This is a genomic window from Ruegeria sp. CDSC052, from assembly GCF_059610685.1.
The window spans coordinates 85,917-101,578 of record NZ_JBXWOB010000008.1 but is presented as its reverse complement, the minus strand read 5'-3'; the positions used below and the strand labels follow the sequence as shown (position 1 = coordinate 101,578).

The window sequence follows — 15,662 nt, the reverse complement described above, 5'->3', positions numbered from 1 at the left end:
ACGCGATTTATGTCATTATTCTCAACGTTCGGTCTATGCCTTTGGCAATTCGGTCTTTTTCTTACATTCTTTCTGCCCGCTATATTCTACATACATTGATCATGATTTCAGGCGGAAACGCTGGATTTTTCCGGTCGCGGTTTTGGGCAAATCATCGCAGAACCGGATCGAGCGCGGGTATTTATACGGGGCAATCATAGATTTCACATGAGCCTGAAGGGCTTCGCGCATAGCGTCATCAGCCGTGCCTGAAGCCAGAACAACATGTGCTTGGACAATTTGACCCCTCTCAGTATCTGGGACGCCGATCACCGCGCATTCCGCAACGGCCTCATGCGCCAGAAGTGCGGCTTCGACTTCGGGTCCGGCGATGTTGTATCCGGCCGAGATAATCATGTCGTCATTGCGCGCAGAAAAATGAAAATACCCCTCCGCGTCCCGATAAAAGCTGTCACCAGTGATATTCCATCCATCTGTTACATAACCCGACTGCCGCTTATCATTCAGATACCGGCACCCTGTCGGACCACGTACAGCCAGGCGTCCGATATCCCCAACTGCAGCTTCGGTACCGTCTGGGTTAAACACTTTGGCCTCATATCCGGTAACCGGCCTGCCGGTACTGGCCGGGCGGTGATCGTCAAACCGGTTTGAAATAAAGATGTGCAACATCTCGGTCGCGCCGATCCCGTCGAGCATTGGTTTGCCTGTCTTGGAAATCCACTCGTCATAGATTGGCTGCGGTAAGGTCTCGCCCGCCGACACGGCCGCACGCAGACTAGACAGATCAACACCGTCATCCATCGCCTGCAGCATGACCCGATAGGCGGTTGGCGCAGTGAAACAGACAGTCGCTTTGTATTTTTCGATTATCTCGATCATGCCCGCAGGCGAGGCTTGTTCTAACAGGGTTGCAGTCGCGCCGAACCGCAACGGAAACACCGCCAAACCACCCAACCCGAATGTGAAGGCCAAAGGTGGAGAACCAACAAAAACGTCCTCTGGAACGACCTGCAACACCTCACGCGCATAGCTGTCGGCAATGATCAGAATATCTCTGTGAAAATGCATGGTGGCCTTGGGTTCACCTGTCGAGCCGGAGGTGAAACCCAACAAGGCCACGTCGTCGCGCCCGGTTTTAACGCAATCGAACTGTACCGGCTTTTCAAGTGCAAGACGATCAAGCTCGGCATCGTGGTTTGAAGTTCCGTCGAACCCGACGACCCGCTGCAGGAACCGGCTATCACTGGCGCAGGACTGCATTTCGTCGATCAGCCGGGTATCACATAATGCAAACTGGATTTCCGCCTTATCGACAGTTTTCGTCAGTTCTGCAGCGCGCAACATCGGCATAGTATTGACGACGACCGCACCCACCTTGGTTGCGGCAAGCCAGCACGCAACCATTGCCGGATTGTTAGCCGATCGGATCAGCACCCGGTTTCCCGGCTCGACCCCCAAGTCATCGACCAATACATGTGCCAGCCTGTTGGTCCAGTCGCTGAGCTCTTTATATGTTCGTTGCCGACCATTGCCGATCAAAGCGGTATGATCACCAAAGCCCTTGGCAACCATGGCATCGGTCAGCTCATATGCTGCATTCACATGATCGGAATATGCAAAACCCGCCAACAGGAAGTCAGGCCACTGATCCTGGGGGGGCAGGTTATCGCGGCTGAACGTGTCGGTATGTGCAGACGGTCCAAGCATCACCTTCCCTCCATGTGCGCGGCCATCGTCTGACGTGCAATGATTACTTTTTGAACGTCCGAGGCGCCCTCGTAGATGCGCAAGGCACGGATTTCTCGGTACAGAGATTCAACCGCCATCCCAGAACGCACCCCATCGCCACCAAACAACTGAACCGCCTTGTCGATAATCAACTGCGCCTGATCGGTAGCAAACAGCTTGGCCATCGCCGCCTCACGTGTAATGCGCGCCGCTCCGCTGTCCTTGGCCCACGCTGCCCGATAGATCAAAAGCGCCGAAGCATCGACATCTAATGCCATCTCGGCGATGTGCCCCTGCACCATCTGCAAATCAAACAACGGGGCGCCTTGCACCTGCCGTTCTGATACCCGTGTCAGCGCCTCATCCAGCGCGCGTCGTGCAAATCCCAGCGCAGCGGCGGCCACCGTCGGGCGGAACAGGTCCAGCACAGACATTGCAATACGAAATCCTGCGCCAGCTTGACCGATCATCGCGCTAGCCGGCACACGCACATCATTGAAACGCAAAGTCGCCAATGGGTGTGGCGCGATTGTGTCCAGGCGCCCGACTACTTCGAAACCCTTCAGATCAGGAGTGATGATAAAAGCTGATAACCCTTTGGCCCCGGGTGCCTCGCCAGTACGGGCGAACAGGGTGTAGACATCTGCGATACCCCCGTTCGATATCCATGTCTTTTCACCATTCAGGACAAAGTCGTTGCCATCACGGATAGCCGTCATTGTCGAATTTGCCACATCCGACCCCGATTGAGGTTCAGTCAATGCAAAGGCCGCGATAGCCTGACCAGAGCGCGTTTGCGGCAGCCAATGCGCCTTTTGGCCTTTTGAGCCGAACAACGAGATCGCTCCGGTTCCAAGCCCCTGCATTGCAAAGGCGAAATCGGCCAACCCATCATGGCGGGCAAGTGTTTCACGGCTGAGGCACAGCGTCCTGACATCCAAATGGCCGCTTTCGTCCGAAGTAGGCTGCAGCAGCCCGGCGTCGCCCAGCTGGCGGACCAGATCGCGACAAGCCTGGTCCGGGTCGCCATGGTCAATAGCTAGTCCCCGAGCGACGTCTTGCACCCGATCCGCCCAGCCCCGGTGATGAGGGTCAAAGAATGGCCACGAAAGAAAGCTCTGATCTGCCATCAATCGCCCTCGAATACTGGTTTGTCTTTTGCAACAAAGGCCTTGTAGGCGCGTTCAAAATCTCCGGTTTGCATACAGATCGCCTGGGCCTGCGCCTCTGCTTCGATTGCCTGTTCGATCGACATAGACCACTCCTGCGCCAGCATGGTCTTGGTCATCATATGCGCAAAATTGGGGCCTGCCACGATACGGTCAGCCAGAGATTGCGCGGTAGCGTCAAGCTCGGATGGATCAACCACCGCATTGTAGAACCCCCAGGAAAGCCCCTCATCAGCGGTCATGCTGCGTCCGGTATAGAGCAGTTCGGCCGTACGCCCCTGCCCGATGATACGGGGCAGGATGGCGCAGGCCCCCATATCGCACCCTGCCAGCCCCACCCGCGTGAACAGGAATGCACATTTGGCCTGCGGGGTGGCGATACGCAAATCCGCAGCCATAGCGATGATGGCCCCGGCCCCCACGCAAATACCGTCCACCGCAGCAATCACCGGCTTGCCACAATTCACAATCGCCTTGACGAGATCTCCGGTCATTCGCGTGAAGAGCAACAGGTCCTTCATCTTCATGCGCGTTAGCGGACCGATGATATCGTGCACATCGCCGCCCGAGCTGAAATTGCCACCATTTGAGGCGAACACCACTGCATCTACCTCTTCTGAATAGACCAAATCCCTGAACCAATCGCGCAGTTCGGCATAGCTGTCGAAGGTCAAAGGGTTCTTACGCTCTGGTCGGTTCAGTGCAATCGTTGCAACCCGGTTCCGGATTTCGCAGCGAAAATGTTTGACGTCACTGGCCATCGATTTCCTCCGAAATAGTGAGTTCGGTTGTCAGAGTGCGGGCGTCCTCGGCGGAAAACTGGCCAAGCATATCGGATATCCACGCCTCATGCGCCGCGGCCTGACGTGCGAATTCCTCGCATCCTTTTTGTGTCATGCGTACGCGATGGGCGCGGCGATCCCCAGGCACAGGTACACGCACGAGCAGGCCGTCATCAGCCAGCCGATCCACGATTCCGGTCACATTCCCGTTCGAAACGCGCAGCGCACCCGAGATTTCGCTCATCTTCAACCCATCTTCGAACCGCGACAGGGCTGCCATCACGTCGAAACGCGGCAGTGTCGTGTCGAACTCTACCCTGAGGTTCTCTCTTAGCGCCGCCTCGATGCCACGCGTGGTCTTGAGCAGCCGCAGCCATAACCGCAATCTCTCTTTGGAAGGGTCTTCCAATGGTGCTTGAAGCGGGTTTGGGTTCATATCTCGCCTCCGGACAGGCTAAGCGCGTGGCCGTTGACTGAGTTTGCCGCATCCGAGCACAACCACCTCACGGCACCTGCTACGTCTTCGACCTGGATGAAACGGCCCTGTGGGTTTATCTTTTTCAGGCTTTTCACCGCATTTTCCGCGCTCATTCCCGTCTTCTCGACGATGTTCGCAATCGAGCGATCCAGCATCGGCGTTTCCACAAACCCCGGGCAAACCGCATTGACGGTGATGCCCGTCGCCGCAAGTTCGACCGCCAGAGACCGCGTCAGCCCGACCACCGCATGTTTTGTCGCACAATAGCCGGAAACATATGGATAGCCCTTCAAACCGGCGGTGGACGCGATGGCAATCAGACGGCCCGCTCCTGCGGCTTGCATGTCAGGCAAAGCCGCCTGCCATAGATTGAAAACACCCACCAGATTCACATCCGTCAGGGTCCGCAGATCATCGGCGGTCATCCGATGAAACGGAAGCGAATGGGCCGCGCCGGCATTCGCAATCGCTATCGAAATCGGGCCGCGTTCTGCCCGTGCTGTTTCAATAGCAGCTCGGACCTGCTTGTCATCGGTCACATCACAAAGGACATACGGCAAGGCTTGCTGCTGCAGCTTGGCCTCTGTACGGCCCAAAATGGTAACGGCTGCTCCGCCATTCGCGAAATCTTGGGCTATAGCCGCACCAACACCGGTGCCGCCGCCGGTTATGACGACATGTTTCATACTTCACCCGCCGTTTCCGCCATGCGATCTGCCAGGCGCCAGGCCTGATCCCGTCCGGCCTCATAGGGGCGGGGCCAAGTTTCCTGCCGGTCCCCCAACGCCGTAGCCGCGTGCAAGGTCCAGTACGGATCGTCCAGATGAGGCCGGGCAAGGCACACCAGATCCGCACGACCGGCCATGAGAATCGAATTTACGTGATCGGCTTCATAGATGTTCCCCACCGCCATTGTACTGATGCCGCATTCGTTTCTAATGCGGTCCGCGAAAGGGGTCTGGAACATACGGCCGTAAACTGGGTTGGCATCGGTCGAAGTCTGCCCGGCGGAAACATCCACGATATCTGCACCCGCCGCATCGAACATCGCCGCTATATCCACAGCTTGTTGCGGCGTCACGCCAGTCGGTCCGACCCAGTCATTGGCAGAAATGCGCACCGCCATCGGCTTATCTTTGGGCCAGGTCGTCCGCATAGCTGAAAAAACTTCAAGCGGATAACGCATACGGTTTTCAAGACTGCCCCCATACATGTCGTCGCGCGTGTTCGACAAAGGAGAGATAAAGGACGAGATGAGGTAGCCATGCGCCGCATGCAGTTCGATCATGTCAAACCCAGCACGATCTGCCATCCGGGTTGCGGTCACAAATTGGGACGTGACCCTATCCATATCTGCACGATCCATCGCGCTGGGCACAGCGTTACCGTCGGACCAAGGGATCGCCGAAGCTGATATCAAAGGCCAGTTTCCTTCCTTCAGCGGCTGGTCCATTCCTTCCCACCCGATGCAGGTTGAACCTTTGCGGCCCGAATGGCCGATTTGACAGCATATTTTGGCGTCGGTTTCCGCATGGACAAATTCGGTGAGTCGAGCCCATGCGGCCTCGTGTTCGGGCTCATAAAGCCCCGGGCATCCTGGGGTGATCCGGCCTTCGGCGCTGACACAGGTCATTTCGGTGTATACCAGCCCGGCGCCACCTTTGGCCCTTTCACCGTAATGGATCAGGTGCCAGTCAACCGGGCACCCATCAACCGCCTTGTACTGTGCCATGGGTGACACCACGATCCGGTTCTTCAACTGCATCCCCCGCAGGCGAAATGGCGCAAACATCGGGGGCCGGGCCGGACCATCAACCGCGCCCCCAGACTGCTGCATGAACCAGGCCTCGGCATGCCCCAGCCAGTTGGCATCGCGTTGGCGCAGGTTCTCGTGGCTGATCCGCTGAGACCGTGTCAGCATCGCGTAATTCAACTGAACCGAATCCTGATCGAGGTAACGTTCGACATTCTCGAACCATTCGACCGAGTTCCGCGCTGCCGATTGCAGGCGCAACACTTCAAGACGACGCTCGTCCTCATACCGCGCGAAAGCCGCTTCAGGCGTATCTTCTTTATGGACGAAGTCAGCCAGCGCTATAGCGCTTTCCAGTGCCAGCTTTGTTCCCGAGCCAATGGAAAAATGTGCGGTCGCTGCGGCATCTCCCAGCAATACCAGGTTTTTGTAACTCCATTTTTCGCACAAGACCCTAGGAAACCGCAGCCAGGCCGAGCCGCGGATATGACTGGCATTGCTCATCAAGGGATGGTCGCCCAAATGATCTTTGAAAATGTCTTCGCACAAAGCGATGGACTCTTGCTTGGTCATCTCACCGAACCCAAAAGCATCGAAGGTCTGTTGTGAGCATTCCACGATGAAAGTCGCCGTATCCCGGTCGAACTGATAGGCATGTGCCCAGACCCAGCCCTTTGGCGTTTCCTCAAAAATAAAGGTGAAGGCGTCGTCAAACTTCTGATGCGTACCCAGCCAGACGAACTGACACCGTCGTTGGTCTATATCGGGTCGAAAAACATCTGCGAACTCGGCCCGTGACTTGGAGTTCAGCCCGTCCGAAGCCACAACGACGTCGTAGCTCATCATATAGTCCGAGGCTGATGCCGCCTCGGTCTCAAAGCGCATCTCGACACCAAGCTCGCGCGCTCGGTCTTGCAAAATGAGCAGCAGTTGCTTGCGTCCGATCCCGCAAAATCCGTGGCCGCTGGACACGGTGCGCTGACCTTTATGCACAAGTGCTACGTCATCCCAATAGGCAAAGTGTTTACGTATCACCGCCGCGCTGGCTGCGTCATTGGCGGCAAGATTATCCAGCGTCTCATCAGACAACACGACGCCCCAGCCAAAGGTGTCATCCGGGCGGTTTCGCTCGATAACAACCACTTCGGCATCCGGATCGCGGAGCTTCATTGAAATCCCGAAATAGAGGCCAGCCGGCCCGCCGCCGAGACATGCAACACGCATCGTTACTTTCCCCCATTCGCAGCTTTACCTGAAACGCTAGACCAGGCGGCCCATCCCTTCAAGTAAAAATATTTTATACTTGAAGTTTATATATTCTGAATAACCAACCACAAAATCGCGACGGGTTGGTAATTTCCTGAGCCAAGCCAGCACTGGTTTGCCTGCGACAAAGCAATCAATCTCTGTAAGCGGTTACATTTCGCTTTCACCTGAACGGCGCAGAGCTTACACATATTTGCAAAATCAAATTTCAGGTTTGACAATGCCAAAGGCAAAAACTGCACCGACCCTAGAGGATGTTGCGAAACTCGCGGGCGTATCGACCGCCACGGTTTCACGTTGCCTCAATTCTCCGAGCCTGGTGGTGCAGGCTACGCGTGATCGGGTTCAGTCTGCCGTTGACGCTTTGGGATACACGCCGAATTTTGCCGCACGCGTTATGGCTGCCAGACGGTCGCACACCATCGGCGCCATCATTCCCACCATGGAAAACGCGATCTTTGCGCGTGGACTTCAGGCCTTTCAGGAAGAGCTGCGCCAGCATGGCTATACCCTGCTTGTCTCTAGTTCGGCCTATCAGCCTGAGATCGAAGAAGAGCAGATACGCAACCTGGTCGCTCGGGGGGCGGATGGGTTGCTGCTGATCGGGCATGATCGAGACTCGCGGATCTATGACTATCTCGCAAAACGCAGGATTCCGGTTCTGATAGCGTGGTCGTTTCAGGCAGACGCACCAGTCCCTTCGGTCGGATTTGACAACCGTGCGGCCATGGCCGAACTGGCAAATCAAGTGATCAAGCTGGGTCACCGGACCCTGGGTATGATTTCTGGTGTCAGCACCGGAAACGACCGTGCCCGCCTGAGGATCGAAGGGGTGCAAGAAGCAATGCGCCGCAACAACATCCCAAATGACCGGCTGACGATCGTAGAAACGCCATATGAAATCGAAAACGGGGCAGAGGCGTTTTCCCGTCTGATGTCTCGGCAAGATCGACCAACAGCGGTGCTGTGCGGGAACGATGTTCTGGCTATCGGTGCGTCGCGCCGGGCCAAGGAGATGGGGCTAAGAGTTCCTCAAGACGTATCCGTCACAGGGTTTGACGATATCGAACTGGCGCAGATCACCGATCCAGGATTGACGACCGTGCATGTCCCACATCGCGAGATGGGTCGACGGGCTGCGCTGGAACTGGTTGGGTTGATCGAAAAGCCCACCGAAAGTTGCAATGTACAGTTGCGAACCAATTTGGTCGAACGCCAATCGCTGGGGCGCCCCGGCTGACTTCAGGCGGCCTCGTTTTCCATGGTGCGAAACTCACCTTTCAACCAGGCGTGACTTGCGCACATCGGGTCGGTAAAATGTTGACGGATGAGCTTTCCCATCGCTCTTTGGATTAGCTTCGAAGTGGTCTCGGGGTATACGTCGGTCGTGAATAAAGACACTGTTCTTACAAAGTTTCGGCCGGGAAATGGCACCACCCGAACTTGGTCGTGAAATCTGTGGGCCCTATGAAAACTTGCGGCCGTGGTAATGGTCCAACCGGTGCCTTCAGCGACCAATCCTATGATCGACTGATTGCATTCCAGTTCGAACCTGTTGGGCAGATCAAATTTACCTCGCCTGAGCTGTATCTCAATTTGCTTGCCGATCACGTAATCACGCGAATAGCGCAGCAACGGCAATTCTGCGTTTGATGAAAACATCTCCTCGGGCATGCCACTGAACGCTCCGGGCAAAACAACGATAAAAGGGTCGCGCATCAACGGGTATTCGATCAGGCCCTCGGTCCGTTCGAACGGTCGGGTCGCCACCCCTGCATCCAGCTTATGTTCCTGCAACTTGGCAATGATCTCATGGCTGGGGCGTGTGAAATGCCGAAAACTGCAGCGCGGCAAAGCATGCGCAAGAAACCGAAACAGGTCTGGCGAGATTTGATTGTCGAAATCATCAATCAGTGCCAGCCTCAAATCCGTCGCATGGCGCCAGTTACCCGACCGGATCTCCGCCTCGGCCTTTTTCAAAACGATCAGCCCATCGCGGACATGGCGCGCATAGACTTCACCGGCAGGTGTCAGACCCATTGGACGACGCCCGTGATCCACCAAATCAATGCCCAACGCGGTCTCAAGGCTTCGTAGGTGATTGGAAACTGTGCTGATGGACAAACCGGTTTCCGATGCGACCTGTTGGATCGATCCTGACTTTGCGACCAACTGAAAAACTTCCAGCCAGCGGAGGCTTAGCGACTTTGGCACATTTACAGTCCGTTGTTTCGATTACATCAAAACTAGCGAAACAAAGAACGCCCCTCATTGCAATGATGAACTTGCAACCCGTTCTGCGTCAAGCCCGGAGCCTGCTATGGTCCGGGTCATAGGGCGAAGGTGCGATCACCGTTGCGTTGACCCGTTTTCCACAGTGATCCAACTCTATCTTGCACCCGATTTCTGCAAGTGACGGATCGACAAATCCATGGGCAAGATTGAGGCCGGTGCGGTGCCCCCACTCGCCCGAGGTGATTGTCCCGACAACCGTGTCACCCATCATAAGCGAAGCCCCGGCATGGGCAGGTCCCTGTCCGGTTTCCAACCGGAGCGGCACGAGTTTTCTCCGCGGCCCATCAGCATCACGGTTCAGCAGGGCATCGCGCCCGATGAAGTCGCCCTTTTCCAACCTCACAAACCGATTCAGACCTGTTTCAAAAGGATCAAACTCGGTGATCAAATCAGCCTTCCAGTGCAGAAACGTCTTTTCCATCCGCATGGAGTCGATCGCCCGAGCGCCAAACAACTTGAGGCCGAAGCGCTCTCCAGCCCGCCGCAGCGCCAGATATGCGCTATAAAGCGAAGGGTTGGGAACGTGGATTTCATATGCAAGTTCGCCAGAAAAACTCACCGCCATTACCGTTGCCGGAGCGAAGCCAACAAAGCACTCCCTGACGCTCAGCCATGGAAAAGCTGCCGGGGACCAATCACCGCGCGCGCAGGACGCCAGCACATCACGTGATTTCGGGCCGGCAAGGATCAGAATGGTGTAGTCGTTGGTCAGACTGCGTAAATGCACGTCTTCATCGGGGTGGCGGTTCTGCTTTAGCCAATCCATATCGTGGAATTCACTTGCCGCCGCCGAGCCATACCAGACCCGGGCAGGGCCGCGATCGCTGGCGGGCAGGTTCGCCACAGTCGCTTCGGCTTTGACCATCCCGTGATGGTTCAAAAGATAGCCCAGCCCAATCCTGCCGTCGCGGCGCGTGACAGCACCGCAAAACAGACGATCCAGAAAGGCATGCCGATCCGCGCCGGTAATCTCGATACGGTTGAAACCATTCACCTCGGACAACCCGACATTGGACTGAACATTTGCCACCTCGGCCCCGACCAGATCATAGGTTTCGTCAAAATCGAAACTGAGGGTCGGTTCAAAGCTGGGGTCAGGCTTGATGTAATCCACCCTTTCCCATCCATTGACGACAGTGAATTCGGCGCCCTCGGCCGCTAGAACCGGGGTCAAAGCAGTGGTCTTGGCGGGCCTTCCTGCAGGGCGGTGTTCATGCGGGAGGTGAAAGCGAAATTCGTTTTGATAATCCTCAACCGCCTTCAATGCCGTCAGTTCGACATTCGCATGGTCGGTGAACCTGCGCGGGTCCAGGCACCAGGTGTCATAACAGGCCTCTCCAAGCACAATCTGCTGGGCCAACAGCCAACCATGGCCACCGCCCTCACCCAATCCAGCCCGCAGGCCGATAATACAGAAGGCGTTGCGCTTGCCCGGGATCGGCCCGACAAGTGGTGCACCATCAATCGTATAGGTTATCGGCCCGTTGACGACCGTGTGAATCCCGGCCTCTAACAGCGCAGGCATCCGAGCAAAAGCGCCTTCCAGTACGTCCGACACGCGGTCCAGATCGTCCGGGCAAAGCGCATTTACAAAATTTGGATCGATCCCGTCCATGCCCCAGGTCTTGCAGTCCTGTTCATAGAACCCCAGCAAGAGGCCGTTCTTTTCTTGTCGACAGTAGAAATCGCTGATCGGACATCGCAGCAAAGGCATTCGGTGGCCGGCATCGCGGATTGCAGGAATTTCTTCCGTCAGAAAATACTGATGCTCCATTGAGGCCACGGGGTGGTGCACTCCCATCAAGGCGCCCACTTCGTTCACACGATATCCGCAGGCATTCACCACGATGTCACAGTCGATATCACCGTGTTCGGTCTGTACCGTCCAGGTGTCATCCTTGTGCTGGATCAACCCGACAACCGGGGTATTCCGGTACACTTCGGCCCCGGCCAAACGTGCAGCCCGGGCCAACGCCTGACACAGCTGAGCCGGATCAATATCCCCGTCCAAAGGATCCCACAGCCCGCCAATTAGGTTTTCGGTCGAGATCAGAGGGTGCCGCCGAGCGCATTCTTCGGCATCAATAACCTCGAAATGGACATCCATCCCCCGGGCCATCGAAGCGAAATGACGGTATCCCTGCATTTGTGCTTGGGTGTTCGCCAACCTGATTCCGCCGTCACCATGGTGGTAATTGATGGGATAGTCGGGATTCGCAGACAGGTCTTGGTACAGTTTGATCGAATGGGATTTCAGTCCAACCATGGTCTGGTTTGTTCCAAAATTCGTCACCTGCGCGGCTGAATGCCAGGTGGTACCAGAGGTCAACTCGTTTCGTTCGACCAGGACGACATCTGCCCATCCTTCTTGCGTCAGGTGATACAGAGTTGAGCACCCTGCGATCCCGCCACCAATTACCACTACTTTTGTCCGCGACTTCATTGGCTTTGCTCCTCTGAACCCCAATAGGTTTTGCTGAAAACGGGTCTTCGCAACAGCTTACGAATGGCTTGTGCTGAAAAATCGAAACTACGATTGAGGATTCTGAAAGGCGCATTTCCCTTTTGCAGAGACCCCGCATCGCCCTTTACGATTCCGGGAATTCTGACATGAAAAGGATTGGGCGTTGTCAAAGGGCAGTAAAAGAAGCGGTCGAAATGCGCGTCTTGCGCAACGCGCAGCAGAGCCCGCCATAGATCCGTGCCCCCCCGGGCAAGCCGGTGGTCGCTTTCAACCTTTGACACAGTCCGAAGTCAAACAAATATACAATACCGCCTTAAGGCTTCTGGAAACTCTGGGCATGGGCGAGGTCCCGGACAGGCTGGCCAACGACCTGCGGTCAGCCGGTGCACAAACCGGACAGCAAGGGCGGCTGCTATTTCCTCGAAACTTGGTTGAAGACGCTATTGGGTCCGCTGCCAAGACTTTCTCCTTTCATGGCCGGGACGAAGCGCGCTCGATCGAAGTGGGCGGAAATCGTGTGTTCTTTGGCACCGGCGGTGCGGCGGTGCAGACGCTGGATCTGGAGAGCGGCCACTATCGCCCATCCACGCTGGCCGATCTGCATGATTTCACGCGGCTTCAGGATACGCTGGCCAATGTCAGCTGGTTTACGCGCTGCTGTGTCGCGACTGATCTGCCAGATGTTTTCGATCTGGACGTGAACACGGTTTACGCTCTGGTTCGCAATACCACCAAACCGATTGCCACGTCGTTTACCCTTGCCGAACATGTGGCCCCGATCGTCGAAATGCTCGACATCGTTGCAGGCGGGCCGGGTGAGTTCGCTAAGCGGCCGTTTCTGAAGGCCCATATCAGCCCGGTGATTTCACCGCTGCGCTATGGCGAGGATGCGGTGGATGTTGTCTATGAATGTATCGCACATAATATCCCGATGTCCTGCATTACCGCCGCACAGGCGGGCGCCACAGCACCCGCGACACTCGCCGGGTTTCTGGCGCAGTCTTTGGCCGAGACACTGGCCAGCCTTGTTATGGTCAACGCGATCAAGCCTGGGTTTCCGATGGTGTTTTCGAACTGGCCTTTCATTGTTGATTTACGCACAGGATCCTTCGCAGGTGGCAGCGGTGAGACCGCCATCCTGAACGCGGCGTCGGCACAGATCACTAACGCACTGGGGCTGCCTTCGGGAGTGGCCGCCTCGATGACTGATGCCAAAGCTATCGACGCACAGTACGGGGCCGAGAAAGGAATGACCTCGCTCGCTGCGGCGCTGGCTGGCGGCAATCTGATCTACGAAAGCTCGGGCATGACCGCTTCGTTGCTGGGCGTCAGTTTCGAAGGGTTCGTCCTTGACGACGAAATGCACTCTCACACCTATCGCGCTTTGCGCGGCATCGAAGTGACCGACGAAAACCTGGGATTCGACGCCATTTGTCATGCGGTACTGGGCGACGGTCATTTTCTGGGAAGCGCCCACACCTATGCTGCGATGGAACGGGACTACTTCTATCCAGCGCTGGCTGACCGGAACGAACCCCGGACATGGCAGACCGAAGGGGCCGCAGATGCGTGGACGGTTGCCCGCCGGCACGCAAAGGACATCCTGGCACGACATCATCCGCAATACCTGACCGAAGAACAGGACGCTGAAATCCGCAGACGGTTTCGCATTCTCTATTAGACTTACGTCGACCGACTCTAGCCAGTAGGCTTGCAGCACATACACTCAGATGAGGCCCTCATGACAAACCCCTTCTTTCAGCCGGTCTCGGCAATGGAGCTTGCGCGTTTCGCTGGTGTCCCCACGTTCATGCGCCTTCCCGAACTGACCCCCAAGGACGACCGGATCAACGAAGTTGATATTGGGATCATCGGGATCCCGTGGGATGGCGGCACCACAAACCGCCCAGGCGCGCGGCATGGGCCTCGGCAGTTGCGCGACTATTCGACCATGATCCGCGCAATGAACCCGGTCACCGGTGTAGCCCCTTTTGCCATGGTGAATTGCGCCGATCTGGGTGATGTCGCGCCGAACCCGGTGGACATCGAAGACACCATGAACCGAGTCACGTCTTTCTATGACGATCTGACCGAACGGGGCATAACGCCGCTAACCGCGGGCGGCGACCACCTGACCACCCTGCCCGTCTTGCGCGCTCTGGCCAAGTCGGAGCCATTAGGCCTTATTCAATTCGACAGCCACACCGACCTGTTCGACAGCTATTTCGGCGGCTACAAATACACCCATGGCACACCGTTTCGTCGTGCCGTTGAAGAGGGCCTTGTAGACCCCAAGCGCTTTGTTCAGGTCGGCATACGCGGTACGGCCTATAACACAGACGATATCGATTGGGCCGAGGCACAGGGCATCCGCATCATCCGCATCGAAGAACTGTTCGACCGCGGCATTGACGATGTCATGGCCGAGGTGCGGGAGATCGTCGGAACAGGTCAGACCTATTGCACCTATGACATCGACTTTGTGGACCCCACCTATGCCCCCGGCACTGGCACGCCGGAAATTGGCGGGCCAAACAGCTTTCAGGCGCAGCAGGTGATCCGCCAGTTAAGCGGTGTCAATCTGGTTGGTGCTGATCTGGTCGAGGTCGCACCCCCCTTCGATGCCGCTGGGGGCACGGCCTGGCTGGGCATCTCACTGATGTTCGAGCTACTGTGTGTTCTGGCACAGGCCGTAGACGCCCGCCGCTAGTCGGTGTTTTCGGCAATCATCGAGATCATCTCGAACATCACCGCCGCCGCGGTCAGGGCGGTGATATTGTTGGGGCTGTCCTTAGTGGGCATCATGCAAACAACGTCACCGCCGACAATGTTCAAGCCGCGCGCGGCACGCAGGATACCAATGGCTTCGTCAATGTCGAACCCCTTTTCGCCCGGCTCCAGATTGGACACCGCCGGAGCGATTGTCGGGTCAAGGCAATCCAGATCGAAGGTGATATAGACCGGGCGGTCACCTAGAACCTCTTTGGTCTGCGCCACTACATCTGCAAGCCCGCGCTGACGAAATTCGCGCATGGTGACGATGTTGTACCCATAGTCGTAAGAAGGCTGCAACCAGTCCAGGCTGCGCGGATGGCCTCGCAGGCCGATCTGCATCGACCGGGTTGGGTCAACCTGCCCCTGATCCGCCAGATAGGCCCCCCAATGGGCGGCGGATTTCTTTGCCCCCAGAAAGTGGTCGACCTTGGTGAACACATCCGTATGCGCATCCAGATGCAGAAAGCTGATCGGCTCTCCTCCGGCCAGCTTCCCGCAGCCCAGCGCCTGTACGATCCCGCCGGTAATGGAATGGTCACCGCCAACTGACACCGGGCGAGCACCTGCTGTATCTATGTCCTTGTAAAAGGCGGTAATGCGTTCGATGCAGTCTTCGTTATCGTTGGCGCGCGGAAAGGGTACATCGCCGACATCGGCAATCTTCGCGCGGCTCCAGGGGTCGATCTCAAAAACCGAATGGACCCTGCGCTGTACCGCCGAGACATTCCGCAAGGCGCGCGGGCCCAGATGCTGATCCCTTTCGGTTGTCCCGTTTCCGGTCGAATGCGGCACACCGACAAGTGCAATATCCTGCCCCTCGGGTCCGATATTGGGGCAGCGGAACATCGTCGGTATGCCCCACCAGTACAAATTGTCCATCATGGACTGCTCATAGCGGTCGACCATTTCATCCTCCGGTAAAAAAATGCCCCCGGCCTGAGCAGAGGGC

General features: G+C 56.8%; 12 protein-coding genes. 3 read left to right on the top strand and 9 right to left on the bottom strand.

Going from position 1 to position 15,662, the window contains the following annotated elements; genetic code table 11:
* Window positions 1-99 precede the first annotated feature (99 nt).
* The 6 genes from AC2FIM_RS13985 to AC2FIM_RS13960 are packed head-to-tail and all read right to left on the bottom strand — an operon-like array spanning window position 100 to window position 7,137.
* The gene (locus tag AC2FIM_RS13985) at window positions 100-1,710 is read right to left on the bottom strand and encodes an AMP-binding protein (protein ID WP_282022035.1); all 1,611 of its coding nucleotides are present in this window, start codon (window positions 1,708-1,710) and stop codon (window positions 100-102) included.
* Window positions 1,710-2,861, bottom strand: coding sequence for an acyl-CoA dehydrogenase family protein (locus AC2FIM_RS13980; protein ID WP_271950000.1), 1,152 nt, complete (start codon window positions 2,859-2,861; stop codon window positions 1,710-1,712). Before AC2FIM_RS13980 ends, AC2FIM_RS13985 begins: the two co-directional genes overlap by 1 nt.
* The gene (locus AC2FIM_RS13975) at window positions 2,861-3,661 is read right to left on the bottom strand and encodes an enoyl-CoA hydratase family protein (protein ID WP_271949998.1); all 801 of its coding nucleotides are present in this window, start codon (window positions 3,659-3,661) and stop codon (window positions 2,861-2,863) included. Before AC2FIM_RS13975 ends, AC2FIM_RS13980 begins: the two co-directional genes overlap by 1 nt.
* A complete protein-coding gene (locus AC2FIM_RS13970) occupies window positions 3,651-4,118 on the bottom strand; it encodes a MarR family winged helix-turn-helix transcriptional regulator (protein WP_142637787.1) in 468 nt (155 codons plus the stop codon). The genes AC2FIM_RS13975 and AC2FIM_RS13970 overlap by 11 nt, the downstream gene beginning before the upstream one ends.
* Window positions 4,115-4,846 carry an SDR family NAD(P)-dependent oxidoreductase gene (locus AC2FIM_RS13965; protein ID WP_142637785.1) on the bottom strand — a complete coding sequence of 244 codons (732 nt, stop codon included), beginning with the start codon at window positions 4,844-4,846 and terminating at the stop codon, window positions 4,115-4,117. Before AC2FIM_RS13965 ends, AC2FIM_RS13970 begins: the two co-directional genes overlap by 4 nt.
* Window positions 4,843-7,137 carry a bifunctional salicylyl-CoA 5-hydroxylase/oxidoreductase gene (locus AC2FIM_RS13960; protein ID WP_282022032.1) on the bottom strand — a complete coding sequence of 765 codons (2,295 nt, stop codon included), beginning with the start codon at window positions 7,135-7,137 and terminating at the stop codon, window positions 4,843-4,845. The genes AC2FIM_RS13965 and AC2FIM_RS13960 overlap by 4 nt, the downstream gene beginning before the upstream one ends.
* Window positions 7,138-7,399: 262 nt before the next feature.
* Here AC2FIM_RS13960 and AC2FIM_RS13955 point away from each other — a divergent pair, with 262 nt between their 5' ends.
* A complete protein-coding gene (locus tag AC2FIM_RS13955) occupies window positions 7,400-8,419 on the top strand; it encodes a LacI family DNA-binding transcriptional regulator (RefSeq protein WP_142637781.1) in 1,020 nt (339 codons plus the stop codon).
* 2 nt (window positions 8,420-8,421) lie between these two features.
* On the opposite strand, the gene AC2FIM_RS13950 is transcribed toward AC2FIM_RS13955, so the two are convergent.
* Both AC2FIM_RS13950 and AC2FIM_RS13945 read right to left on the bottom strand, forming a co-directional pair.
* Window positions 8,422-9,393, bottom strand: coding sequence for a LysR family transcriptional regulator (locus AC2FIM_RS13950; RefSeq protein WP_271949993.1), 972 nt, complete (start codon window positions 9,391-9,393; stop codon window positions 8,422-8,424).
* An 88-nt stretch (window positions 9,394-9,481) separates the two neighbouring features.
* Window positions 9,482-11,917, bottom strand: a complete 2,436-nt coding sequence (locus AC2FIM_RS13945) for a GcvT family protein (RefSeq protein ID WP_496708170.1) — start codon at window positions 11,915-11,917, stop codon at window positions 9,482-9,484.
* Between the two features lie 184 nt (window positions 11,918-12,101).
* On the opposite strand from AC2FIM_RS13945, the gene AC2FIM_RS13940 reads away from it, so the two are divergent.
* Entirely contained in the window at window positions 12,102-13,619 is a 1,518-nt protein-coding gene (locus AC2FIM_RS13940; protein ID WP_142637775.1) for a trimethylamine methyltransferase family protein, read from the top strand.
* A 60-nt stretch (window positions 13,620-13,679) separates the two neighbouring features.
* Window positions 13,680-14,648: an agmatinase gene (speB, locus tag AC2FIM_RS13935; RefSeq protein ID WP_281973179.1), complete on the top strand. Its 969-nt coding sequence runs from the start codon at window positions 13,680-13,682 to the stop codon at window positions 14,646-14,648.
* Here the strand turns inward: speB and AC2FIM_RS13930 are convergent.
* Window positions 14,645-15,619, bottom strand: coding sequence for an arginase family protein (locus tag AC2FIM_RS13930; protein WP_282022029.1), 975 nt, complete (start codon window positions 15,617-15,619; stop codon window positions 14,645-14,647). The two genes, speB and AC2FIM_RS13930, sit on opposite strands and share 4 nt — an antisense overlap.
* Window positions 15,620-15,662 lie beyond the last annotated feature (43 nt).